The sequence below is a fragment of the Paenibacillus ginsengihumi DSM 21568 genome (genome assembly GCF_000380965.1).
Taxonomy (GTDB): domain Bacteria; phylum Bacillota; class Bacilli; order Paenibacillales; family NBRC-103111; genus Paenibacillus_G; species Paenibacillus_G ginsengihumi.
On the sequence record NZ_KB905564.1, the window covers coordinates 1 to 24,694 of the forward strand.

Annotated in this window: 17 protein-coding genes and 1 pseudogene; 13 read left to right on the top strand and 5 right to left on the bottom strand. The window is 57.6% G+C overall.

The window, feature by feature from the left end:
* Positions 1-569 precede the first annotated feature (569 nt).
* Positions 570-761: a hypothetical protein gene (locus F591_RS0110800; RefSeq protein ID WP_019534613.1), complete on the bottom strand. Its 192-nt coding sequence runs from the start codon at positions 759-761 to the stop codon at positions 570-572.
* Between the two features lie 336 nt (positions 762-1,097).
* On the opposite strand from F591_RS0110800, the gene F591_RS0110805 reads away from it, so the two are divergent.
* The 4 genes and pseudogenes from F591_RS0110805 (at position 1,098) to F591_RS0110820 (ending at position 5,483) form a co-directional block, all read left to right on the top strand.
* Positions 1,098-1,460, top strand: a complete 363-nt coding sequence (locus tag F591_RS0110805) for a VOC family protein (RefSeq protein WP_019534614.1) — start codon at positions 1,098-1,100, stop codon at positions 1,458-1,460.
* 31 nt (positions 1,461-1,491) lie between these two features.
* Positions 1,492-2,022: a DinB family protein gene (locus F591_RS0110810; RefSeq protein WP_019534615.1), complete on the top strand. Its 531-nt coding sequence runs from the start codon at positions 1,492-1,494 to the stop codon at positions 2,020-2,022.
* A 45-nt stretch (positions 2,023-2,067) separates the two neighbouring features.
* A pseudogene (locus tag F591_RS0110815) lies at positions 2,068-2,395 on the top strand (hypothetical protein); the annotation flags it as partial.
* 67 nt (positions 2,396-2,462) lie between these two features.
* The gene (locus F591_RS0110820) at positions 2,463-5,483 is read left to right on the top strand and encodes a hypothetical protein (protein ID WP_019534616.1); all 3,021 of its coding nucleotides are present in this window, start codon (positions 2,463-2,465) and stop codon (positions 5,481-5,483) included.
* Between the two features lie 185 nt (positions 5,484-5,668).
* On the opposite strand, the gene F591_RS0110825 is transcribed toward F591_RS0110820, so the two are convergent.
* From F591_RS0110825 to F591_RS0110835, 3 genes are all read right to left on the bottom strand, one after another.
* A complete protein-coding gene (locus F591_RS0110825) occupies positions 5,669-6,811 on the bottom strand; it encodes a hypothetical protein (RefSeq protein WP_019534617.1) in 1,143 nt (380 codons plus the stop codon).
* Positions 6,786-7,376 carry an RNA polymerase sigma factor gene (locus tag F591_RS0110830; RefSeq protein ID WP_019534618.1) on the bottom strand — a complete coding sequence of 197 codons (591 nt, stop codon included), beginning with the start codon at positions 7,374-7,376 and terminating at the stop codon, positions 6,786-6,788. Before F591_RS0110830 ends, F591_RS0110825 begins: the two co-directional genes overlap by 26 nt.
* Before the next feature lie 186 nt (positions 7,377-7,562).
* Complete coding sequence (locus F591_RS0110835; protein ID WP_019534619.1) at positions 7,563-8,069, bottom strand: SRPBCC family protein; 507 nt, start codon at positions 8,067-8,069, stop codon at positions 7,563-7,565.
* Between the two features lie 359 nt (positions 8,070-8,428).
* Between F591_RS0110835 and F591_RS0110840 the strand changes: the two genes are divergently transcribed.
* From F591_RS0110840 to F591_RS0110855, 4 genes are all read left to right on the top strand, one after another.
* Entirely contained in the window at positions 8,429-9,001 is a 573-nt protein-coding gene (locus F591_RS0110840) for a TetR/AcrR family transcriptional regulator (RefSeq protein ID WP_342665585.1), read from the top strand.
* A gap of 119 nt (positions 9,002-9,120) precedes the next feature.
* Positions 9,121-12,300, top strand: a complete 3,180-nt coding sequence (locus tag F591_RS0110845; protein WP_019534621.1) for a bifunctional cytochrome P450/NADPH--P450 reductase — start codon at positions 9,121-9,123, stop codon at positions 12,298-12,300.
* 328 nt (positions 12,301-12,628) lie between these two features.
* The gene (locus tag F591_RS0110850; RefSeq protein WP_019534622.1) at positions 12,629-13,039 is read left to right on the top strand and encodes a YjdF family protein; all 411 of its coding nucleotides are present in this window, start codon (positions 12,629-12,631) and stop codon (positions 13,037-13,039) included.
* Positions 13,040-13,317: 278 nt separating this feature from the next.
* A complete protein-coding gene (locus F591_RS0110855) occupies positions 13,318-15,459 on the top strand; it encodes a Sip1-related alpha-galactosidase (RefSeq protein ID WP_019534623.1) in 2,142 nt (713 codons plus the stop codon).
* Between the two features lie 736 nt (positions 15,460-16,195).
* On the opposite strand, the gene F591_RS0110860 is transcribed toward F591_RS0110855, so the two are convergent.
* The gene (locus tag F591_RS0110860; RefSeq protein ID WP_019534624.1) at positions 16,196-17,179 is read right to left on the bottom strand and encodes a LacI family DNA-binding transcriptional regulator; all 984 of its coding nucleotides are present in this window, start codon (positions 17,177-17,179) and stop codon (positions 16,196-16,198) included.
* A 272-nt stretch (positions 17,180-17,451) separates the two neighbouring features.
* Here F591_RS0110860 and F591_RS0110865 point away from each other — a divergent pair, with 272 nt between their 5' ends.
* The 5 genes from F591_RS0110865 (at position 17,452) to F591_RS0110885 (ending at position 23,754) form a co-directional block, all read left to right on the top strand.
* Complete coding sequence (locus F591_RS0110865; RefSeq protein ID WP_019534625.1) at positions 17,452-18,771, top strand: ABC transporter substrate-binding protein; 1,320 nt, start codon at positions 17,452-17,454, stop codon at positions 18,769-18,771.
* A 69-nt stretch (positions 18,772-18,840) separates the two neighbouring features.
* Positions 18,841-19,722 (top strand): carbohydrate ABC transporter permease, encoded by an 882-nt coding sequence (locus tag F591_RS0110870; RefSeq protein WP_019534626.1) that lies wholly within the window; start codon positions 18,841-18,843, stop codon positions 19,720-19,722.
* Entirely contained in the window at positions 19,722-20,549 is an 828-nt protein-coding gene (locus F591_RS0110875; protein ID WP_019534627.1) for a carbohydrate ABC transporter permease, read from the top strand. The genes F591_RS0110870 and F591_RS0110875 overlap by 1 nt, the downstream gene beginning before the upstream one ends.
* A 17-nt stretch (positions 20,550-20,566) precedes the next feature.
* Positions 20,567-22,099: a glycoside hydrolase family 32 protein gene (locus F591_RS0110880; RefSeq protein WP_019534628.1), complete on the top strand. Its 1,533-nt coding sequence runs from the start codon at positions 20,567-20,569 to the stop codon at positions 22,097-22,099.
* Positions 22,099-23,754: a glycoside hydrolase family 13 protein gene (locus tag F591_RS0110885; protein ID WP_019534629.1), complete on the top strand. Its 1,656-nt coding sequence runs from the start codon at positions 22,099-22,101 to the stop codon at positions 23,752-23,754. Before F591_RS0110880 ends, F591_RS0110885 begins: the two co-directional genes overlap by 1 nt.
* Positions 23,755-24,694: the final 940 nt, after the last annotated feature.

The window sequence follows — 24,694 nt, forward strand, 5'->3', positions numbered from 1 at the left end:
TTTTCAAGAGAGACGCCTGTGACGAGCGATTCCTTTCGTCATCGGTCGTCACCTTCGGTGTTGAAAAAATCGTCGGAAGGTTCCGTCCAATTTTTCAAGAGAGACGCCTGTGACGAGCAACTCTTTCATCTTCGGCCGCCGCCTGCGGTATTGAACATTCGCCGAAGGACTTCGTCGAGTGTTCAATAGAGAGCAAATGTTGCATTTTGTACAACAAAAACGAGGCAATAACCTGCATTTGCGGCTCAATGTTGCACTTTGTACAACATTTCGAGCGATGAGTCTCGATTTGAAGCCTATCTCGTCCAAATTGTTGCACAAAATACAACATTCCCCTACCTCTAACGCGAAAAATACAGAAAATGTTGTATTTTTTGCAGGATTCGTCGCCTCATGTGCCCGGGGAGGGGCAGCGCTAGCGCGGAGTTCGAACGCTTACCCGGGATTCGAGGGCTGCCGACTGAGTATCCCTTGAGGATTAAAGCGAAGTGCGACTTTTTGTACCAAGAAAAACTACCGCTTAAGCCGCGGCCCATTCATCCTTGAAAGAACATCAATAGATGTTTTTGTTACGACTGTGTAGTTATAAAATGAATGATGCCAACCGCAATGAAAAGTACAATCGTCATGATGAAGAACACGGCAAAAAAGCCTGTGAAAAACGACTTGGCCGACGAAGGGCGCGAGCGCTCCATGTCTAACCGTCTCTCGATCTCCTCCAATCGCCGGTTGATTTGCTGCAGTTCCTTTTCCAGCTCCATGATGCCTTCGCTCCTTTCCGCAACCTTGATATATAAGATATGGTGAGTATACCATATTCTTGATGCGGCCTATCTTGAAAATTTGGCGATATACGCCGACAAAATTTCAATACCGCAGGTGACGACTGATGACGATAGGAAGCGCTCGTCATAGGCGTCTATCTTGAAAATAGCCCCCAGGGCGTGCAGCCCATTTTCATCTTCTGATGGTGCTGCGCCAGCGGCATGGGCGTCTCTTTTGATATTTCGACGAATGACGAACGATGATGAGGGGAATCGCTCGTCCTAGACGTCTAATTGCTATTGAGTACAAGATGCACCGAAGGGAAGGGAACAATGGCCAAAGTAAAACGAATTGTCGCGAATGTGGAAGCACAGGATCTCGCAGCCGCAGGGCGATTTTATCAGGATGTGCTCGGGCTGGATTTGCTGATGGATCACGGATGGATGGCGACGTACGGGTCGAGCGAGCCGATGGGAATTCAAATCAGCTTTGCCGTACAAGGCGGCTCGGGTACGCCGGTTCCCGATCTGTCCATAGAGGTGGATGATGTCGATGCCGTATATGAGCAGATGAAAGCGCACGGATTCCCGTGCGAGTACGGGCCTGTGAATGAACCTTGGGGAGTACGGCGCTTCTACGTTCGCGACCCGTTCGGCAAGCTGGTCAATATTGTTGCGCATGCGAATCAAATTTGAAGCCGAAATAGCTTGAGAGGAGCCCTTGCCTATGAATTTTACAGTGGCTGAAGCGATCGAAATATTGGAACGCACGCCGCGGGCGTTGACGTCGATGTTATCCGGTCTATCCGAATCCTGGCTTCAATGGCGCGAAGGAGAAGGAACCTGGACCGTCCATGAAGTAGTGAACCATCTCATAGAAAACGAGAAAAAGAACTGGGTCCCGCGGATGGAGACGATTCTGCAAGGAGACGGGCAGACGCAGCTTCCCGACTTCGACCGTTACTCCCATATCGATGCTTACGCAGGATACTCTGTGGATCGGAGTCTGCAGGAGTTCGCAGCATTAAGGGCGCAAAATATCAATGTGCTTAACCAACGTGTGAATCTCGAGCGGCATCTGGAATGGACGGCGGTTCATCCGGCCTTTGGCAAGGTCAAGCTGCGGGAGCTGCTGTCTACCTGGGTTGTGCACGACTTAACGCATACTGCTCAGATCGTGCGCGTAGTGGCTTCGAGGTACCGGGCAGATGTCGGCCCCTGGATCGAATATTTGGGCATTTTGAAAATGAAAAAGTGAAGCCCGGATGCGTCGGAATGCGGGGGAATGGAAAAGCAGCATTCGCGCAAAATCACGATCAATGCGAGCTGTCCCGGATTCGTCGCGACCGACATGAACGCGGCGATGCTGCAAGACGAAAGAGGAGGGCAATTCGGCGCCGATGATTCGATCTTCGGACGCGGGGAGGAGCCGAAACGGCCATACGATGTCCTGCGGCTGCCTGCATTCCATCTTCGGACAATGGGGCAGCCTGTGGACATTGCCGATATCGCCGCTTTTCTGGCCTCTGACGGAAAGGCGCTGGATTACCGGGCAGCCGATCGGCGCGAGCAGCGGCTCTCCCTTGGAGCAGTGGCCCCCGCTTTTTTACATAATATTTACAGAAAATTGAAACAATTCGCGATCATGGATGCTAGAATACCTTTTGGAATGAAATATGATCCAAAAGGAGGCTGCGAATGTTTACATTCGGGAGATGGAGAAACCGCTGGCTGACGTTCACGCTTGCGCTGACCATGCTGCTCTCGGCGCTTGCGGGGGGCGCGCTGACGGCGCAGGCCGAAGGTCCGGACGATCCGGCGCCTTACATCGAAGCCAAGATCGTCAACGGGAATGCGGGCAAAAAGGTGCTGTTCGACAACACGCACGCCCAGACGGCGGGAGCGGCGGATTGGGTGATCGACGGAGGCTTCTCCGATTTTGCGAATGCGCTGGCGAATAACGGCTATTTCGTGAAGGAGCTGCGCAAATCGACCCCGATCGTCTACGACGATCTGAAGGATTACGACGTGTTCGTCGTCGCGGAGCCGAACATTCCGTTCAAGCAGAGCGAGCAGGACGCTATGCTGGAATATGTTGAGGAGGGCGGCAGCATCTTCTTCATCGGCGACCATTACAACGCCGACCGCAACAAAAACCGCTGGGACGGCTCCGAATCGTTGAACGGGTACCGCCGCGGCGCGTGGGACGATCCGACCAAAGGCATGAGCGCGGAGGAGAAAGCGTCGGAAGCGATGCAGGGCGTCGTCAGCTCGGACTGGCTGGCGGATAACTTCGGCGTCCGTTTCCGTTACAATGCGCTCGGGGATATTGCGGCGAACGTCATCGTCGAGCCGGATCAGGCGTTCGGTATTACCGAAGGCGTGTCGGCGGTGGCGATGCACGCCGGATCGACGCTGGCGATTATCGACCCGACGAAGGCCAAGGGCATCGTATACGTTCCGGAAACGGACGAGGCATGGGGCAATGCCGTCGACCAGGGCGTATACAACGGCGGCGGCATCGAGGAAGGTCCGTATGTGGCGGTGGCCAAGGTCGGCGCGGGCAAAGCGGCCTTTATCGGCGACTCCTCGCCGGTCGAGGATGCGACGCCGAAATATTTGCGCGAGGAGACGGGCGCGCCCAAGACGACGTACGACGGCTTCAAGGAGCTGGACGACGGGACGCTGCTGGTCAACCTGATCGATTGGCTCAGCGAGCCGGAAGCCTACACCCGCCTGGACCAGGTGCCGGGGCTTGAGCTGGACGAGCCGACCGAGCTGTTTGCGTTCGAGCAGCCGGAGTTGTCGACCGAGCCGAAGCCGGAACCATGGTCTGCGCCGGCGGCCGGCTATAAATGGTGGGACCGCTCGACATTTAAGCCCGGCTCCTACGGCGGGGCTGCGGTGAGCGCCAACCCGACGTACAGCTTCGTGCACCAGGAGCAGCTGCCGAATGCGGAGGAGTTTCAGATTCGCGTCGTCTTCGAGAATCTCGCCCCGAATATGACGGTAGCGGGGTTCAGCGCCGGAATTTACTTGACCGGCGGCACGCAGGTGGCAAAGGTTCAGAATGCGGACGGAAGCTGGCCGACGTCATACGGCTACAGCGCGGCATTCAGCGTGACGGCCGACAGCACCGGCTTCGCCTACAAGGATTTGACGGTTCGGATCAAACCGGGAACGAGCGGCACGGCCAACCTCAGACTGCGGCAAAACGGCGCCAACCTGCTGACGAGATCGGTGACCATTGCGAACGTGCCTGCCGAGCCGCTGCCGGGCGCGGAAAATCCGGGCATTCCGGAGCCGGTCTCCATCGCGGCAGCGAGAACGCAGCCGCAGGGTACGGTGGTCACGGTTGAAGGCGTCGTGACGACAGAGCCGGGGGCTTTCGGCGGGCAAGGGTTTTACTTGCAGGACGACTCGGGCGGCATTTACGTGTTCCAGACGTTGCCTGGCTTCCGCCAGGGAGACAAAATCAAAATCACCGCTCCGCTCGTTCTCTACAACACGGAGCTGGAGCTTGCGACCCCGGTTTCGATCGAAAAAACCGGCACCGCCCCGCTGCCCGAAGCGGCGCCGGTCGAGCGGATCGACGCTGCTAATCAGGGCCAGCTCGTTAAGTTAAAGGGCGTGGAAATTCGCAACATCGTCCCGGCCAGCCCGTCCGGCTCGTTTGAATTCGACGCGGTGAAGGGGGGCGTCAGCAATCATGTCAGAGTCGATGCCCGCACCGGGCTTAACCTGAGCAGCTTTCCCTACAGCGAAGGGCAAGTTGTCGATATTCAAGGCGTATCCGCCATCTTCCGGGATCTTTATCAGCTCAAGCCGCGGGGATTGAGCGACTTCGCGGCCGCTTCCGTTCCGCTGGCGAAGGTGACGCTGGAGGCGTCGCCGACGCTGCTGACCGTCGGCGGAACCGCCTCCGCCGCTGTCAGCGGCTGGCTGGCGGACGGCACGCCGGCCGATTTGAGCGTTGCGGGCGTGACTTACGTCAGCGGCGGGCCGGCGGTCGAAGTGAGCGCCGACGGGCGGATTACCGCCGTTCAGGCGGGCAGCGCCGCGGTGAGCGCTCATGCGGCGTATCGCGGCGAGACCGTCGTCTCCAACGAGGTGATCTTTACGGTGGTCGAACCGGCCGCAGCCGGCAAGCCGGGCCAGCCTGTTCTGTCCGACAACAACGGGCACGACACAGGCCTTAGAGACGGCAGCTATATGGTGACCATGAACATGTGGTGGGGCAATAACGGCACGGCGGTCAAGCTTTACGAAAACGGCGCTCTGGTCGGCACGAAGAGCTTGACGGACGCTTCGCCGTCTCCGCAAACGGCCGCGTTCGAGATCACCGGCAAAACGAACGGCAAGTACACGTACACCTGCGAGCTGATCAATGTGTACGGGACGAGCGAATGCGGCGAGCATGTCGTGACCGTCGCCGACGCCAATCCCGGCAAGCCGGTGCTGTCGCAGGACAACTGGGACGGGGACGGCCATTACAAAGTGACCATGAACATGTGGTGGGGCACGAACGGCGGCGAATACCGGCTGTATGAAAACGGGGTCCTCATCGACGAGCAGCTTTTGGACGAGGCCACCCCGCGCCCGCAAAGCGCCGTCACTGCGATTGCCGACCGGGCGCCCGGAACCTACGAATACCGGGGAGAATTGACGAACGCCGCCGGAACGACGTCCAGCGAAACGATCGTCGTGAAGGTGAAGTAACAGTATCATACCAAGCCGCAAAGCCAAGAACACCCGGCCCTTTTCGGGGGCTGGGTGTTTGCGCGGGCAGGCTGTTATTTCAGGTAGGCCCCGGCGATTTGAATCCTTCACCATCGCTCGTCACCCTTCGGTTGCTGAAAATTTGCCGACGATCGTCAGCAAATTTTCAGGATGCAACCGGATGATTAAATGCCGATGGAGTATTCTTCGAACTGAAGCGCGTAAAATTGTCCCTTGACGTTGTATTTGCCGAGCACGGCCGGCGCGCCTTCTTTGGTGAAGCGGACCACGGAGAAGCTTTGCGGATCCTTGGCCGCTTTATAGCCCGCCAGATCGATCTTGAGCAATTGCTTGGCCTGAGCCGCCGCATTGGCCAGCAGCTGATCCTCGGTGTAGCCTTCCATGATATCGGCATTGTTGGCCATATCGCTCGGCCGATCCTCCAGATCGCCGGCCATGACCTTCAGGATGCGGTTGGTTCCTTTTTCTACGACAACAAAGACCGGTTTGTTGCTCTGGGAGCTCTCAAACAGCAGCTCATAGACTTCTTTTCCGTTCTCTATGATGAAGGACGGATTAACCAAAGGCCCTTTATTCAAGCCGTCCAACGCCGTTCCGTCAAAGACCGTTTCCGCCGCTTTGAGCGCAGCGGGATCGACATCCGCGTTCGCAAGGCTTCTGACAACTCTGTGCAGCTTGCCGTCCTCGAGAACGACGGTGGTGTCGTTTACTCTCGTGCTCAGATATACCGCGCCGCTCTTAACGGAAGACCCTTCAGGGAAATCGCCGTACTGGACCGTGATGTCCACTGTATCGGCTTGAACCCGTTCTCCCGGAAATATTTGCTGCAAAGCGGCGGCCATTTGTTCTTTATAAGAATCCTTCAGGTCGTTCCACTTGACTTCGATATCGATATTTTGCGGCTTGCCCTTCGAGTCTACCATCACTTTGCTGTATTCTGTACCGTCGACCTTGTAGGTCAAGCCCGAATCTTCGCCCATGCTCCATGGTTCCGCAGGATCGTACGTATGCGCTTGGCCCGTAATCCCGGCAACCAGCTTGCTCACCAGCGGAATGCCCTTCAGCGATTCGGCCATCGCCGGAGATACGGAGGCGCTGCCGATCGCGGCAACTCCCAAGACGGCCGCGGCAGATGTCGCTATCATGGCTTTTTTCATCAGCTTGCTGTTGTTCTTTCTCATCGGTTTCTCTCCAATCCGCTGCATAATTTGGTCGCTGAAGCTGTCGACAGGCATCTCCAGCTGTTGAATCGTGCGCCGTATGTTGTCCAAATGCTGCTCCTTACGTGGTTCCTGCCATTTCCCCATGGACGAGTCCTCCTTCAAGGTTGTTATGTTCGATCAGTTTTTTGCGAAGCCGTTCGTATTTTTTGCGCAGCGTTGCCGGTTTGCATCCCATGATTTGGCCGATTTCTTCAAAGGTGTACTGCTCGACGGCCTTCAGCAGCAAAAGGTTGGTTTCGTCCTGATTCAGATGCTGAAGCAGCGCTTGAACGGCATCGTCCGGGCTAAGGTCGTACGAAGCGGATACCTGCTCCTGATAGCGCGATACGAGCCGCTTCCAGCGATTCCGCTTGCGAATCTGATCCAGGCAGTGGTGATAGGCAATCTTGTAGAGCCAGGCGGAGAAAGACACCCGCTTCTCATAACGGTCGAGCTCCTGATAGGCCTTGATAAAAATGTCCTGTACCGCATCCTCCGCTTCTTCGCGGCTTTTCAAAATGCAGAAGCAATAAGTATATATTTTCTTTTCGAAGGCGCGAATAATGACGGCGTACGCCTCCGTATCGCCTGACTTCACTTGCCGAACGGCGGTTTCGATATCCGGCGACGAACGGTTCGCTTGGCCGGCGAGCAGGGCTGGTCGTTCCAATAAGGTCACCTCCTTGCTGTCTGTTGTGTGATGACATAACTATAACGATCCGAAAAGCGCGAATCGTGACAGGCGGTTTTAAACGATTCATCTATTTTAACAACTGCTAGTTTCCCTGATAAGCCAACCGGTGTCGAGACGCAAAAAAAACCATCGCGGTCGGCGATGGTTTTTATATATGAGGGATTATTGATTGTTTGCCAAATAATCGGCCAACTGGTCCAAGGTGCCTCCCAGTCCTTGCTGCAGCATCGGGATCATGCCTTCATAGGCCTTGATTTCCTCATCAGTGGCGTTGATCGGCCCGCCTCGAAGAGTAAGCTCCGTCGCGCCGTCTTTGTCTGCCAGCGTCAGATCGTTGATAATTTCCAGCGGCCAGACCGGACTGAACGGAGCTCGCACTGTGTTGCCCTGCTCGTCGGAAAACGACTGAACGAAGACGAGCTTCCCCGGCGCTTCGATTTCCCGGTATACGAATTTTCCCCACATAACATGTCCGTCGGGAGAGCGCTGGCTGCCGAGATACATTCCGCCGGGGCGGAGCTCGAATCGGTGCGTCTCCACCGTGAAGCCTTGCGGCCCCCACCATTTAGCGAACCGGTCCCGTTCCGTCCACGCCTTGAACACGAGCTCGCGGGGAGCGTCAAAGACGCGGGTAATGACCAATTCCGTGCCGTTTGCTTGGGTTTCCATAATAATTCATTCCTCCTTGGTTGTGACAATGAAATGATGAAGCCGCTTCATTCCTCCCTGGCTGTTGGTTTCAATATACCACGAAATGCAGCCGCCGATTTCTTGCAGATTGCGATCTTGCGTACAATCGGATGCGGGCGCTATTCCTGTAAGGGGGAGCACAGGATCGCTGGCGACATGCTCTTCTATTAAACGGCCGGTGCGGTTATGCGGGGCACAATGACAAGCGCACAGCGTTTCGGCTGTCAATTATCACAGCACAACGACAGCGCGCAGCGTTCCGGCTTGACTGTGGCAAAAATATGCTTTATCTTGATGGTATGGGGAATGAATATTCATTCCGGGATAATGGAGGGTGCATGATGTCGAGCAATAAGCGGGAGGATATACTGGAAGCCGCACTGAGCTTGTTCGCTGAGCGGGGCTTTGACGGGACGACGGTGCCGGCGATTGCCGAGCAGGCGAAAGTCGGGGCGGGGACAATCTATCGTTATTTCGAGAACAAAGAGGTGCTGGTCAATTCGCTCTTTCAGGAATGCATCCAGCTGTTATCCGGGAAATTGCTGGCGAATGGGCCGGCGGCCGATACGCCGATTCGGGAATGGTTCCAACATATTTTTGTGCAGATGAGCCGCTTTGCCAACGAGCACGACAAGGCGCTCGCCTTCATCGATTCCCATTCCGGATCGCGGTATCTCGACGCGAGCAGCCGCAAGATGTTCGACGAATTTCTGGGCATTCTCCGTCATATGCTGGACGAGGGCAAGCGTCAAGGCATCCTTTGCCCGCTGCCGTCGGACGCGCTGATCTCGATCGTGTACGGCGCGCTGGTGCGGCTCTCGAGAACGATCAAGCTGGGCGTGGTCGAGGAGTCGCCGGAGCTGTGGGCCCGCATAGAGGAGTGCTGCTGGAATGCGATTCGCGTCCATTGACGCGGATGCTTTCTGCCGTATTCGGAATGAATATTCATTCCTAACTGAATAATCGTTTTTTTCTGGAATAACCTAAGGAAATCAGCTCTATACTATCCGATATCTGGAGGAGATTAATGATGACACATATTCCGCAGCCGAAAACGTTCGGACCGCTGGGCAATTTGCCGCTGCTTGACCTCGAGCGCCCGGTGCAATCGCTGGTCAAGCTGGCCGATGAGTTCGGGCCGATCTACCGCATGGAATTGCCGGGAAGGTCGGATCTGGTCATCTCCAGCTACGAGCTGGTCGCCGACGCCTGTGACGAGTCGCGGTTCGATAAGAGAGTGTGGGCGCCGCTACAGAAGGTGCGGGCGTTCGCCGGAGACGGCCTGTTTACCAGCGAGACGGAGGAGCCCAACTGGCGGAAGGCGCACAATATCCTGCTGCCGAGCTTCAGTCAATCGGCCATGCGCGGCTATCATGACAAAATGGTCGATCTGGCGGTGCAGCTCATCCAGAAATGGGCGCGGCTGAATCCCGACGAAAGCGTGGACGTTCCCGAGGATATGACGCGTCTGACGCTCGATACGATCGGCTTGTGCGGATTCAATTACCGCTTCAACAGCTTTTATCGGGAGCAGCCGCATCCGTTCATTACGAGCATGGTGCGGGCGCTGGGCGAAGCGATGAACCAACTGCAGCGGCTCGGCATTCAGGATAAGCTGATGTTCCTGACGAAGCGGCAGTTCCGTCACGATATCGAATTCATGTTTTCGCTGGTCGATAAAATCATTGCCGAGCGCAAAGCGCACGGTCCCTCGGGCGAAGACGATCTGCTTTCGCACATGCTGAACGGCAAGGACCCGGACACGGGGGAGGCGCTCGACGACGAGAACATCCGGTTCCAGATCATCACGTTCCTGATCGCCGGGCACGAAACGACGAGCGGCCTGCTGTCCTTCGCGCTGTATTTCCTGCTCAAGCATCCGGATAAGCTGAAGAAGGCTTATGAAGAAGTGGACCGGGTGCTGACAGACCCGATCCCGAGCTATGCGCAGGTGCGCGAGCTGAAGTACGTCCGGATGATTCTGAACGAGGCGCTCCGGCTGTGGCCGACCGCTCCGGCATTCTCCGTGTACGCCAAGGAGGACACCGTGCTGGCCGGTAAATATCCGATGAAGCAGGGCGACAGCGTCAATATCCTGATTCCCAAGCTTCACCGCGATACGAGCGTATGGGGCGGCGATGTGGAGGCTTTTCGCCCGGAACGGTTCGAGGACCCGAGCCGCATTCCGCAGCACGCCTACAAGCCGTTCGGCAACGGTCAGCGGGCGTGCATCGGCCAGCAGTTCGCGCTTCAGGAAGCGACGCTGGTGCTGGGCATGGTGCTGAAGCATTTCGAGCTGATCGACCATACCCGATACGAGCTGAAGGTGAAGGAGACGCTGACGCTGAAGCCCGAAGGCTTCACGATGCAGGTTCGCCCCCGCGCCGGGCAGACCGTCTATGCGTTCAGCTCGGCGGGAAGCGCGGCGCCGGTCGAACGGCGCTCCGAGCGGCAGGAACCGCAGCCGGCCTCCCCTGCGGTGGAGGCGCACCAGACGCCGCTGCTCGTGCTGTACGGCTCGAATATGGGGACGGCCGAGGGAATCGCCCGTGAACTGGCGGACACCGCCCGCTATCACGGCTTCATCAGCGAGGTGGCGCCGCTGAACGACCGCGTCGGCAAGCTGCCCAAGGAAGGGGCGGTGTTCATCGTCGCCGCATCGTATAACGGAAGGCCGCCCGGCAACGCGCGCGCCTTCGTGCAGTGGCTCGAGAAGGTGGAGCCCGGCGAGCTTAAGGGGGTGCGCTATGCGGTGTTCGGCTGCGGCGACCGCAACTGGGCGGCGACCTATCAGCAGGTGCCGCGGCAGATCGACGAGCAGCTTGCGGCCAAGGGAGCGGTGCGGCTCATGGAACGCGGCGAGGCGGATGCCAGCGGCGACTTTGAGAAGCAGGTCGACGACTGGTGCGCCCGGCTGTGGCCGCAGACGCTGGAGGGACTCGGCCTGCAGAGCGCCTATGTCCCGCAGCAGGAGCGCGGCACGCTAAGCCTGCGTTACGTCAGCGGACCGGTCGGCGCGCCGCTGGCCGCAAGCTATGACGCGACACTCGCCACCGTCGCGGAAAACCGCGAGCTGCAGGCCGAAGGCAGCAGGCGGAGCACGCGCCATCTCGAGATCGCCCTGCCGGAAGGCGTGGCGTATCGCGAAGGGGACCATCTCGGGGTGCTGCCGGAGAACGACCCGGAGCTGGTGGAGCGCGCGCTGCGGCGGTACGGCTTGAGCGGCAGCGACTATCTCGTGCTGAGCGCCAGCGGGCGCAGCGCCGCCCATCTGCCGCTGGAGAGGCCGGTCAGCGTGCGCGATCTGCTCAGCCAGAGCGTGGAGCTGCAGGAGGCGGCCACGCGCGCCCAACTGCGCGAGATGGCGTCCTGCACCGTATGCCCGCCGCACAGGAAGGAGCTGGAGGCGCTGCTGCAGGAGGACGTCTACAAGGAGCAGGTGCTGGATAAGCGGCTGACCATGCTCGAGCTGCTGGAGCAGTACCCGGCCTGCGAGCTGCCGTTCGAGCGGTTCCTGGAACTGCTGCCGCCGCTGAAGCCGCGGTACTACTCCATCTCCAGCTCGCCGCTGGCGCAGCCGGAGCGGGCCAGCATCACCGTCGCCGTCGTCCGCGGCCCGGCGCGCAGCGGGCGCGGCGAATACCGCGGCGTCGCCTCGAACTATTTGGCCCGCCGTCGTCCCGGCGACAGCCTGGTCGTGTTCGTGCACTCGCCGGATGCCGGCTTCCAGCTGCCGGAGGACCCGCAGACGCCGATCGTTATGTTCGGGCCGGGAACTGGCGTCGCCCCGTTCCGGGGCTTCCTGCAGGCCCGCCGCGAATGGCAGCGCCAGGGCAAGCCGCTCGGCGAAGCGCTTCTTTATTTCGGCTGCCGGAGCGAGGCGGATGAGCTGTACCGGGACGAAATGCGGCAGTTCGAGCAGGAGGGCATCGTGAAGCTGCATACGGCCTTCTCCCGCAAGGACGGCCAGCCGAAGACGTATGTGCAGCATCTCATGCTGCAGAACCCGGAGGAGCCGATCCGGCTGCTCGATCAGGGCGGCAAGCTCTATGTGTGCGGAGACGGCACACAGATGGCGCCGGACGTCGAGCGCGCCCTGCGGGAAGCGTACCGGGCCGTGAACGGAGCCGGCGAGAAGGAGGCGGCCGAATGGCTGGAGCGCCTCCAGGCCGAAGGCCGGTATGCGAAGGACGTCTGGGCGGGCGCGTAACCCGAAGTCGGAAGGCGTCGTCCGGTCAAGCATAGGCACCGCGGCCCGGAACGGTTGATATCGGCTCAGCGCAGCTATATCGCGCCTTCTTCGATCAGCATCTGAAAGGCGCGCTGCAGCCGCTCCTGCAATCGCCGTCTCCGCTTTATCGGGAGATCGGGTTTATCAAAATAAAGCCCCTAAAGCGCCGTTGACAACTGCTATATAATAGGGAAGAGCGTAAAATCGCGGTCCGGTTGGTAGCCCGGATGCACGACTTGCATCGTGTCATATCCTTCCCCCTCGGGATGTCCATCGCTCTTCATTTAGCGCGCCGGAGGGGAAAGCAATGAAGCTAAGCGTTTATTTTGAAGGCGAATTTTGGGTCGGTGTCGTCGAGGACGTGACGGACGGCAAGCTTCGCGCCGCGAGACATGTGTTCGGCGCGGAGCCGAAGGATGCGGAGGTGCTCGAGTTTGTGCTGAGCGGAATGCTCCCGCTCTTATCCCGCGTTTCGCAAGGAGTTGCCGCAGCGGAGGCAAAGCGCAAACGGATCAATCCAAAGCGGCTGGCCCGCCTGGCCGAGGCGGAAATCAGGCGGCCGGGGGCCTCGGAGCTGGCGAAAGCGGCCTTGATGCTGGAGCTGCAGCACCGTGGGGCGCATCGCCGCATCCTTACCCGCGAGCAAAAGGAAGCCGACAAAGAGCGCAAGCGCGAAATCGCCAGGCAGAAGGCGAAAGCCAAGCACCGGGGGCGGTAAAGCGGCCTGACGATAGAAGCTTGAGCCGTAACGTTTTGCCTAGAGGGGAAGACCTCGGAGCCTGTCCGGCCCGAGGTCTTCTTTTTAATTCATGTGCTATGAATAGTCCAATATCATTATGGTAACGTTGGCACATTATATAGCCGATAATTCCGATTTATAACTTTAAATACATTTTGAAATAAAGGATGATCTTATGTGAAAACGATTGCCTATAAAATCCGTTTCCTGTATCATATTTGTTCATAAGGACATAGTGACATCAAGGAGGCAGGCCAATGTCGAAGAAACAGATTCGTTTTTTGGATTCGCAGCAGCCCTTTGTCAGCGGGGTATCGGTTGCAGCCAGGCTCGATACCGGTTCGGTAAAGCTGGAGCCGATCGGCGAGCGATCCGCCGACACACAGGACGAGCTTGGAGCACATCGGCAGGAGGAGCACGATTATGCCGATGAACAGCAGCATGTAAGCCTAACGCTGAGGCTGTCCGGCTATGAGGATGCGGTGGTCGGCTCGATGGAGGCTTCCATTGCGCAGGAGAACGTCTTTTTCAAGCAGCGAAGCTTTGCGGCGCAGCGCGCGCTAACTGTGGAGCTGCCGGAATTCCCGCGGCTGGAGCGGGCGCTTGCCTACTATCATTTCAACGAATGGTGGACGCGGCCGGCATTTCGCAAGGGAGAGCTGCGGGATTTGCCGGAGCGCATCCAATCCGTGCTGTGGAGCGACGGCAGCGATTATTTGTTTTTGCTGCCGATTCCGCATCCCGATTGGAAGATCGAGCTGCACGGAGCGGAATCCGGTCTGACGTTAAGCCTGTCGCCGGAGCTCGAAGGCATCGACCGCTGCCGCGTGCCCGCCTTTATCGTCAAGCGGGGTAAGGAGCCTTTCGCGCTCATCAAAGAGACGTTCGAATGGGCGCGGCGGATTTCGGGGCTTCCTCTTCGGTGGCGGGAGGAACGGAGGTACCCGGAAGCGCTGGATTACCTGGGCTGGTGCAGCTGGGACGCGTTCTACCATGACGTCAGCGAACAGGGCATCATCGGCAAGCTGGAGGAGCTGAAGGGCAAGGGGGTTCCCGTCCGCTGGATCATGATCGACGACGGCTGGCAGCATGTCCGCGACAAAATGATGCTGTCGTTCGAGGCCGATAAGGACAAATTCCCGCAAGGGCTTGAAGCGGCGATTCACCGAATCAAGCAGGACTACGGCGTCCGCTGGGTCGGCGTATGGCATACGCTGTTCGGCTACTGGGGCGGCATTCATCCGGAAGGCGGCGTTGCTGCGGAATATGGCGAGTATTTGTACAAGACGCGCAACGGCAAAAAAATTCCCTACCCCGAGGCGGCCCGCGGGTTCGGCTTCTGGAACGCATTCCACAGTTATTTGCGGCAGGCGGGGGTGGATATAGTCAAGGTGGACAGCCAGGGTGCGGTCGCCAATTTCCTGACCCACCATCTGCCCAGCGGCCGGGCCGCGGCCGGCATGCACGCGGCGCTCGAGGCATCGACGGGCATTCACTTCGACCAAAGGCTGATCAACTGCATGGGCATGACGAGCGAAAACATGTGGTCCCGGCCGGCGTCGGCTGTCTCCCGCAACAGCGACGATTTCGTTCCGGGCAAGGAAATCAGCTTCCGGGAGCATGCGCTGCAAAACGCGTATAACTCGCTCTATCACGGTCTCGTCTATTGGGGAGACTGGGATATGTTCTGGACGGCGCACGAGGAAGCGAAGCAGAATGCTGTGCTGCGGGCTGTCAGCGGCGGGCCGGTCTATTTCAGCGACCGGGTGGGCGCGACCGATCCGCAGGATCTGCTGCCGCTTATTCTCCGGGACGGCCGCGTGCTGAGAGGCGATCACCCCGGCCTGCCGACGCCGGACATGCTGCTGACCGACCCGCACCGGGAGCGGGTGCCCCTCAAGGTATGGAATACGCTGGGCGAGAGCGCCGTATTGGCTTTGTTCCATATTCACGAAGAGGACGAGCCGGTGAAGGGCAGCTTCGCCGCCGCGGACATTCCTTCTCTCAAGGATCTGCCCGAGGGCTATCTCTTCTACGATTACGATCTCCGGGAGGCGAAGCGGGTCGCCCGGGACGAGCGCATCGAATGCGAGCTGGGTCCCGCCGGAACGAAGCTCGGCGTTTTCGTGCCGTGGTCCGACCGCTGCACGCCGATCGGCCTGCTCGGCAAGTATCTCGCTCCGCTAACGGTGGAAACCGTCTCGGCCGACGAAGGGAAGGCCGTCTATCGTTTGCCGGAGGAAGGGGAATTCGGGTTTGCCGCAAAGGTCAAACCAGCCGCGGTCTATGTGGGCGGGAAGCCGGTTCAACTGGAGGAACGGACCGGTTATTACGTGGTGCAGACCGGCAGCGTAGAGAATGAAGGCGGCACTGTCCTGGTCGAGCTGGAGTGGGCATAAGCGGTCATAAACGGCAGATGACATTGCCATCCCGGCGGATGATGAGAGCAGGATTCTCGTGGTGATGATGAATCCTGCAGAAAATACAACATTTCCCTCATGATTTGAAAAAATAAGAGGCAATCGTGTATTTCGTACAACATTTTTGGCTCGATCGGCGTAAAAACGAGGAAAATAGCCCAAAATGCTGCACTAAATACAACATTGCCCCGGAAAAGCATCTCTTTCCCTTGGTTTGTTGTACAAAATACAACATTGGTTAGTATGCATATGGAGGAGTCTATCTCGTACTAAGCAAGCTGCTATCTTTGGCATGTAGATCGGCGAGTTAGGCAGCGGTGCGAATGACTTAAGCTGTGGTGCGGCTGCTTGGACAGCGGTGCGAATGACTTAAGCTGTGGTGCGGCTGCTTGGACAGCGGTGCGAATGACTTAAGCTTGTGTCGATGCTGCTTGAGCAGCGGTGCGAATGACTTAAGCTTGTGGCGATGCTGCTTGGGCAGCGTGGCGAATGACTTAAGCTGTGGTGCGGCTGCTTGAGCAGCGGGGCGCATGAACTAAGCTGTGGCGCGGCCGCTTAGGCAGCGGTGCGGCCCACCCGGGAGCTTCCCGGACGCACCTGAGTGTCCCAGACTAACGCCTATGGACAAAGGGAGATCCCGTTATAAGGGACCTCCCTTTCCTTACTCCTGCAGGTTTGGCGATGTTAACGCCCGCCAATTCGCCCGATTCGCCGTTCAGCTTGTCTCGCCCTCAATCAGCTCGACATCGACGACCGTGTTGCTGAGATCCTTGTTGCCGTCGATCAGCTGAATCAGATTGGAGATCAGCGCTTTTCCGATCCGGTCGATGGGCTGGCGGATCGTCGTCAGCTTCGGCCGCTGCAGCATTCTCGTGAAATTGTGATAGTCGTAACCGACGATCTTTAGCTGCTCAGGTACGCTTATGCCGTGCTGAGTCGCATAAATATACAGCGCGTAGGCCAAAATATCGTTACTGCAAAAGACCCCGTCGTATTCGGACAAATGCTTGGAGACTTCCCGCTCGACAAAGTCCCAGTAATATTCGAAGGTCAGCTTGTATGGCTCGCCCTCGATCACCCGGTGCGGAATGTCGTGTCTCATGCAGACGAGCCGGAAAGCGTCCGTGCGGCGGTTCGGCAGCAGGTCGATCTTGAGCGGGCCGGAGATATGCAGCAGCTTGCGGCAGCCGCGGGAGACGAGGTGCTCCGTCGCCAGCTCCCCGCCGCGAAAATTGTCCGCTCCGACATACGGAATGCTCGGCGTAATAATCCGGTCGAACGAAATGATCGGCAGGCTCACTTTTTTGTACTGCTCGAGATTCAGAGAGTGGCCGCACATAATAATGCCGTCGACCCGATTTTGCCGCAGCATGCTGATATAATTGGCTTCCTTCTCCGAATGGCCGAGCGAATTGCAGATGAGAATTTTGTATTGAAGCTCGTTGGCGTACGTTTCTACATAGTGAATGAGCTCCGCAAAGAAGGGATGACTCGAGTCCGGAACGATGATGCCGATCAGGTCGGACTGGCTCCTCTGCAGAGCGCGGGCGATCTCATTCGGGTGATAGTCGAGCGAGGCCATCGCCGCTTCAACCTTTTGCCTTGTGTCCTTATTGATATAGCCCCGGTTGTTGATAACCCGCGAGACGGTTGTTACCGAGACGCCGGCGGCTTTAGCTACTTCCTTAATGGTGGCCATCGTCAGCTTCCTTCCTTTGTGCGCGGCTTTGATTTTCCTTTATTATAACACGAACCGAAAACGCTTTGGTATGCTTTTATATGAAAACCTTAACACATTCATCATCCCAATAAAATCCCTTGTTTATAAAGCATTATATCGAAAACGAAATGGGGTGAAAGCTGGAAATATGAACGTTTATGTGAAAACGATTGACATATTTCTTGTTCGAGGCTAAAATACAGACTAAAAGCATTTCCATCATCCAGACTAATCGAGGGGAAGGATTCGCAATGAAGAAAAGAGTTCGGCTGCTCACCGCCCTGACGTTATTGTGCGGTACCATACTTACGGCTTGCAGCGGCAATTCGAACGGCGGAGAAGCCGCTCCCGGCGGGGACAACGGTTCTGCCGGCAGCAAAGGAGCAGGCTTCTCCATTCTGATCGGCAAGCCCGAGATCGCCGAACAGTTCGAGCAGGTGGTCGGGGAATATTCCAAGGAAAAGAACGTGGATATCAATATTATTCCTTTGGGCTCGCAGACGGCTTACGAGAAGCTGAGCACGCTGTACGCATCCAACAACGCGCCTACGGTGATGATGCTCGGACAGGAATTTCCGGAAATGAAATCGAAGCTGGCCGACTTGTCGGATCAGCCTTGGGTTAGCCACGCTCAGAAAGGAACGCTTGATTTCGTCACCGACGGCTCCAAAGTGCTCGGCATGCCGGCCACGGTCGAAGCGTTCGGCTTCGTATACAACAAAGCCGTGCTTGACAAAGCGGTCGGGGGAACGTTCGATCCGTCCACGGTCAAGACGAGGGACGATCTGAAGGCTTTGTTCGACAAGGTCAAAGCGTCGGGTGTGGAAGCTCTGCACGTTTCTCCGATGGACTGGTCCTTGGGCGCTCACCTGACGAACATCATGTTCACGACGCAATCCTCGAAGCCGGAAGAGCGCCGCGCGTTCATGGACAGCCTGAAGTCGGGACAGACGGATCTAAGCGCCAACGCGATCTTTAACGGCTGGGTGGACACCGTCGACCTGATGAAGGAATACAACTCGGCGAAAAGTGCGCCGCTTGCTCCGACATACGACGACGGCACGCTCGCCCTGGCGAATGGAGAAGTCGGCCTGTGGTTTATGGGCAACTGGGCGTATCCGCAGCTGAAGGAAGCGAATCCGGACGCCGAATACGGCTTCTTGCCGGTGCCGGTCAGCAACAACCCTGAAGATTACGGGAACGCCCAAATTTCCGTAGGCGTGCCGCAATACTGGGCGATCGATGCGTCGGCCTCGACCCCGGAGCAGCAGCAATCCGCCAAGGAGTTCCTGAACTGGCTCGTCAGCGATCCGAAAGGTCAGGACGCTTATGTCAACAAGTTCAACTATGTGCCGGTATACGACAACTTTGAAGTCAAGCCTCAAGATATGATCTCGCAATCGGTCATGAAATTTATGGATAACGGCCAAACGCTGGAATGGATGAACAACCTGTATCCGGCAGACGGCTGGCCGAAGATGGGGGCCACGATGCAGAAGTATTTGTCGAACACCATCGATCGGGCCGGATTGGCCAAAGAATTCACCGACTATTGGACCAGCGTTAAATAAACGGACTTTTGGAGCAGGACGAGCCTCGCGCTTGTCCTCTTCTCCTTCCGGAAGGAGGTTGCCGCTTCGGTGTACGAAGAGAAACTCTCTGGCAAAATCAAGTCATTCCTAACCTTCGGCTTTATCCCGCTGACCGTGTTCACCCTTGTGATGGCCGTGCCGTTCTTCGTCGGCTTGTACATGACATTCACGGATTCGTCGGGCGGGACGATTACAACCGACTTCATCGGCTTATCCAACTATACAGCGGCGTTTCAAGATCCGCTGTTTTGGGACTCGATGCTGCTTACTCTCCAGTACGTCTTGTTCAGCCTTATCCTGACGAACGTGATCGCCTTCGTGCTGGCGCTGCTTGTGACGAGCGGCATGAAGGGACAGAACTTTTTTCGGCTCGGGTTTTTCACGCCCAATCTGATCGGAGGCATCATTCTCGGGTTCGTCTGGCAGTTCGTCTTTTCCCGCGTATTCGTCTATTTCGGGCAGCAGCTCGACATGGGCCTCTTGTCCAGCTCGTGGCTCGGCGATCCGCACAAGGCGCTGTGGGCGCTCATTATCGTCGGCGTCTGGCAAAATTCGGGCTACATGATGCTGATCTATATCGCGGGCATCCAAGGCATCGACAAATCGCTGCTGGAAGCCGCTTCTTTGGACGGCGCTTCCTCGTGGGGCCAGCTGTTCCGGATCAAAATTCCGCTCATGGTTTCGGCTTTCACGATCAGCCTGTTCCTTACGCTGCAGCGCAGCTTCATGGTGTACGATACGAACCTGTCCCTGACGAACGGCGGGCCGTACCGCTCCACGGAGATGATCGCCATGCATGTATACAATGAAGCGTTTAAATTTCAAAACTTTGGCCCCGGCCAAGCGAAAGCGATCGTGCTGTTCCTCATTGTGGCCGCCATTGCGATGGTCCAAGTGGGCGTGATGAAGAGATTGGAGGTCGAGTCGTAATGAGCCTCCTGAAATCGGCCAGAAAGACGATCGCCTTTTTGCTCGTCGCTGCGCTTTTCGTGCTGTATATCTTTCCGTTTTTCCTTATATTGACCAACTCGTTCAAAACAAGGCTCAAGGTCGTAAGCAGCCCGCTGTCGCTGCCGACGGAATTTAAACTCGACAATTATGTGAGTGCAATCCGGAAGATGGACTTTTTGCACGCGCTTGGCAACTCTTTGATGGTTACCGTCGTATCGGTCGTCGTGATCATTGTGATGGCCTCCATGCTCGCCTATTACCTGGTGCGCTGGAAATCGAAGTTCAGCTCCGGCGTGCTTATGGCGCTGGTGGCGTCCATGATCGTCCCGTTTCAGTCCTTGATGATTCCTTTCGTGACGATTTATGGGCAGCTCGGCCTGCTGAACAGCAAATGGATGCTGTGCTTCTACTATTTGGGCTTCGGCATTCCGCTGGCGACCTTCATGTACCACGGTTTTATCAAAGGGATTCCGAAAGATCTCGAGCAGGCGGCTTTCGTCGACGGAGCTTCGCGCATTCAGGTGTTCACGCGCGTCATCTTCCCGATCCTGGCGCCGATTACGACGACGATCGCGATCCTGGACGTGCTCTGGATCTGGAACGACTTCCTGCTGCCTTCGCTCGTCCTGCTGTCTGACAGCAACCGGACGCTGCCGCTGTCGACGTTCTATTTCTTCGGCAAATATACATCCAATTACAGCGAGGCGATGGCCGCTCTCGTGCTGTCGATCATCCCGATCATTCTGTTCTACCTGGCGATGCAGCGGCACATTATTAAGGGCGTTATGGACGGAGCCGTAAAATAAAGCAAGAGGTGTGGCGAATGAAAGACCATCATCAGGAACGTATTGCGGCGGCCGAACGGTCGCTTCAGAACGTTCGGGAACGGGTGGCGTCCGATCCGTGGCGTCCCCGGTATCACGTAGCGCCGCCCGCTTATTGGATGAACGACCCGAACGGCTTCTGTTATTACCGGGGAGAGTATCATCTGTTTTATCAGCATCATCCGTATTCTCCCTTGTGGGACGACATGCACTGGGGTCACGCGGTGAGCCGCGATCTTGTCCGCTGGCGGCAGCTGCCGATCGCCTTGGCGCCCGGGGAAACCTACGACCGCGACGGCTGCTTCTCGGGGAGCGCCATCGAGAAGGACGGTAAGCTTCATCTCCTGTATACCGGCAATATATGGACGGGCGATAATCGGGATACCGATTTGAAGCAGTCGCAGTGCCTGGCGATCAGCGAGGACGGCGTCCGCTTCGACAAATGGGCGGGCAATCCGGTGATCGCCGAGGCGCCGGAAGGGGACATTCATCCGTTTCATTTTCGCGATCCGAAGGTGTGGCGGCACGAGGGCGCGTACTATGCGGTGCTCGGATCGCGCACGAAGGATCACAAGGGCCAGGTGCTGCTGTATCGCTCGGACGATTTGCTCCGCTGGCAGTTCGTTAGCGTCATGGCTGGCGGCCGGGAAGGGTACGGATATATGTGGGAGTGCCCCGATCTGTTCTCCCTGGACGGGCGCGACGTGCTCGTGCTGTCGCCGCAGGGCATGAAGCCCGACGGGGACAAATATTTGAATCTGCACCAGGCCGGCTATTTGGAAGGCCGCCTGGATTACGAGACCGGCAAGTTCGAGCACGGCGGGTTCACGATGCTCGATTACGGCTTTGATTTTTATGCGCCTCAGACGCTGCTTGATGAAAGGGGACGACGGATTATGATCGCCTGGATGGCGATGTGGGAGAGCGAGATGCCGGAGCAAGAGCGGCAGTGGGCCGGGGCGATGACGCTTCCCCGTGAGCTGCGTTATGAACGGGGCCGGCTGATCACGCTGCCAGTCGCCGAGATGGCCTTATTGCGCACGAATCCCGTTTCCTTGGACCAGGTGACGATCGAAGGCGAAGCCGAGCTGCCCGGCGTGTCGGGAGATTGCTTCGAGCTGGAGCTGCTGCTGGACATCCGCGAAGCGCGCAGCGCCGGAGTGAAGCTGTGCGTGAACGAGGCGTCCGGCGAAGAGACGACGCTGATCTACGATCGGGAGAGCGGAATGCTGACGCTCGACCGGGAGCGCTCGGGCCAAGGACCGGGCGGCGTCCGGCGGGCGCCCGTGGAGGTCGCGGACGGCGGGCTGCTCCGGCTGAGGCTGTTCGTCGACCGTTCGTCGGTCGAGGTGTTCGCCCAGGACGGGGAGATTGCGATGACCGCGCGCATCTATCCGGGTGCCGAATCGACGGGCATCCGCTTTATGGCCGATGGCCGGATGCGAATCGTCGCGCTCCGCAAGTGGGATTTGGACCGCAGCGTTGGTCTGGAGGAAAGCGCAGACCCCGCTGCGGCAGGAGGGGAATTGTGATGAAGCAGGGAACGGCCTGGTGGAAAGAGAGCGTCGTCTATCAGATTTATCCCCGCAGCTTTCAGGATACGAACGGCGATGGCATCGGCGACTTGAAGGGCGTCACCTCCCGGCTCGATTACCTTCGCGATCTCGGCATCGACGTCATCTGGATTTGTCCCGTCTACGATTCACCGAACGACGACAACGGCTACGATATTCGGGATTACCACCGCATTTTGGAGGAATTCGGCACGCTGGAGGATATGGACGAGCTGCTGAGGGAGGCGGCCGCCCGGGGCATCCGCATCATCATGGACCTGGTCGCCAACCATACGTCGGACGAGCATGCCTGGTTCGTCGAATCGCGGAGCTCGCGGGACAACCCTAAGCGGGACTGGTACATCTGGAAGCCCGGAAAGGACGGCAAGGCGCCGACGAACTGGGAGGCCAATTTCGGCGGTTCGGTATGGGAATACGACGAGCAGACCGGAGAATATTATTTTCATTCGTTCTCCCGCAAGCAGCCCGATCTGAACTGGGAAAATCCCGAGGTGCGCCAGGCGATATACCGGATGATGGAATGGTGGATGGACCGCGGCGTCGCGGGCTTTCGGGTAGATGCGATTACGTTTATTAAGAAAAATCAGCAATTTCCCGATCTTCCTGCGGACGGCGGGCGCGAGCTCGCTTCGCTGAACGGGGGCACCCTCAACCAGCCGGGCATTCTCGATTTTTTGCGCGAAATGAAGCAGGAGGTGCTGGCGCCCCGCGACGCGGTAACCGTGGCCGAGGCGCCGGGCGTGCCGCTCTCGCAGGTGCCGGCATATTTGGACGAGCGGGAAGGCGTCTTTTCGATGCTGTTCCAGTTCGACCACGTGGACCTGGACATGAAGCCGGGCCCGAAGGCGGTCTATCATCCGTGGCGTCTGACCGACTTCAAGCGGGCCTTGGCCGATTGGCAGCGGGAAACGGTGAAATACGGGTGGATGGCGCTCTATATGGAGAATCACGACCACGTCCGCTCGGTCAGCAAGTTCGGCGACGACGGGAAATACCGGACCGAATCGGCGCAGATGCTGGCGGCTTATTATTTCCTGATGCGGGGGACGCCGTTTATTTATCAGGGGCAGGAACTGGGCATGACGAACTGCCCGATGGACGGCATCGGCGATTACAACGATATCATGAGCCTGCAGCTGTATCGGGAAGGGCTGGCGTCCGGCCGTTCAGAGCAAGAACTGCTCGATTACTTGGCCAAGCGGAGCCGCGATCACGGCCGCACCCCGATGCAGTGGAGTGCCGGGGAGAACGCCGGGTTCACGGCCGGCAAGCCGTGGCTGAAGGTCAATCCCAACTACTCCGAGATCAACGTGGAGCGGCAGCAGCGCGAGGAGGACTCGGTCTTAAGTTTTTACAAGCGGCTGATTCGCCTGCGGAAGGAGAACCGGGCGCTTGTCTACGGCGATTTCCGCGAGCTGCACGCCGATTCCGAGCAGATCGGCGGCTACACCCGCAGCCTGGACGGAGAGCGCTGGACCGTGCTGTGCAATTTTACCGGGAATGCGGTACAAGCGCAGACACCGCCCGCTGAGCAGCTTATGCTGAGCAATATGAAAGATAGGCAGCATGGCGTCCTGCTTCCTTACGAGGCTTCGATTTTCCGGGAACAGTAAATCCGTTGAGCCTTGTGATGGCGATGGGACAGGGCGAGGGCAAGGAGCTGCTGTCGCCAAGCTGGTCGCGGGGACATGAGTAGGCGCCGGGCGGTGAGGTGCTGCATTGGCAGGGCAAGGCTGCTGTAAAGCTGCTGCAACTTTGCTGTAAAGCCGCGGCGTCTGCTGCTCTCAACTGCTGTAAAGCCGCAGCGTCTGCTGCTCTCAACTGTTGTAAAGCCGCAGCGTCTGCTGCTCTCAACTGCTGTAAAGCCGCAGCGTCTGCTGCTCTCAACTGCCACAAAGCCTCGGCATCCGCTGCTCTCAACCGGTCCGCAAACAAAACGGTTCAAGGGAAATTTCCTTGGGCCGCTTTTTCTTACATAATCAGAATGTTCCAAGAGCGCGACGATCGCCTTGCCGCGATCTGCGCTTCTAGACGGCATGCGGCCTGCCATATCCAGTCCAACCTAACCTCCAAGTAAAATAAGAACGAAAAAGGAACTTATTTTTCCCAAAATGACCCAATGAGCTTGAGTAAGATCGAAAAACGATCTTATTCGAGCCGCTGACCCCGGAAACGGATCAATTTCACCAAGATAAGAACGAAATTCAGTCTTATTTTGGTATTTCGCTGATTTTTTGCAGGGATAAGATTGAATTTCGTGCTTATTCAAGCGTTTGCTCCATCGGAAGGCAGTTTGACAGCGAGCCTCTGCGGGCACGCAGGAAGGAGAGCAGCTGAACCTCCTCCCAAAAACAGGCAGTATCGGAATCCGGAAATGCCACCGCAATTTTCCTGCGAAGCGAAGCTTGTAGAGGAGAGAAGTACCCGGAGTATTACAAGGGGATACATGGATAGGAATACGGGCCCAAAGACCGGTTAGGGAAAAAAGAAGTCGCGGAGGGCGCCAAGTAATGTCGGGAAGGGGTGTGAGGTAGAAAGTTTACGGCCCGCCTT

Bases quoted from the DNA above. Each gene is read 5' to 3' on its own strand.
- F591_RS0110800 (WP_019534613.1), bottom strand. From the start codon at position 761: ATGGAGCTGGAAAAGGAACTGCAGCAAATCAACCGGCGATTGGAGGAG.
- F591_RS0110805 (WP_019534614.1), top strand. From the start codon at position 1,098: ATGGCCAAAGTAAAACGAATTGTCGCGAATGTGGAAGCACAGGATCTC.
- F591_RS0110810 (WP_019534615.1), top strand. From the start codon at position 1,492: ATGAATTTTACAGTGGCTGAAGCGATCGAAATATTGGAACGCACGCCG.
- F591_RS0110820 (WP_019534616.1), top strand. From the start codon at position 2,463: ATGTTTACATTCGGGAGATGGAGAAACCGCTGGCTGACGTTCACGCTT.
- F591_RS0110825 (WP_019534617.1), bottom strand. From the start codon at position 6,811: ATGGGGAAATGGCAGGAACCACGTAAGGAGCAGCATTTGGACAACATA.
- F591_RS0110835 (WP_019534619.1), bottom strand. From the start codon at position 8,069: ATGGAAACCCAAGCAAACGGCACGGAATTGGTCATTACCCGCGTCTTT.
- F591_RS0110840 (WP_342665585.1), top strand. From the start codon at position 8,429: ATGATGTCGAGCAATAAGCGGGAGGATATACTGGAAGCCGCACTGAGC.
- F591_RS0110845 (WP_019534621.1), top strand. From the start codon at position 9,121: ATGACACATATTCCGCAGCCGAAAACGTTCGGACCGCTGGGCAATTTG.
- F591_RS0110850 (WP_019534622.1), top strand. From the start codon at position 12,629: ATGAAGCTAAGCGTTTATTTTGAAGGCGAATTTTGGGTCGGTGTCGTC.
- F591_RS0110855 (WP_019534623.1), top strand. From the start codon at position 13,318: ATGTCGAAGAAACAGATTCGTTTTTTGGATTCGCAGCAGCCCTTTGTC.
- F591_RS0110860 (WP_019534624.1), bottom strand. From the start codon at position 17,179: ATGGCCACCATTAAGGAAGTAGCTAAAGCCGCCGGCGTCTCGGTAACA.
- F591_RS0110865 (WP_019534625.1), top strand. From the start codon at position 17,452: ATGAAGAAAAGAGTTCGGCTGCTCACCGCCCTGACGTTATTGTGCGGT.
- F591_RS0110875 (WP_019534627.1), top strand. From the start codon at position 19,722: ATGAGCCTCCTGAAATCGGCCAGAAAGACGATCGCCTTTTTGCTCGTC.
- F591_RS0110880 (WP_019534628.1), top strand. From the start codon at position 20,567: ATGAAAGACCATCATCAGGAACGTATTGCGGCGGCCGAACGGTCGCTT.
- F591_RS0110885 (WP_019534629.1), top strand. From the start codon at position 22,099: ATGAAGCAGGGAACGGCCTGGTGGAAAGAGAGCGTCGTCTATCAGATT.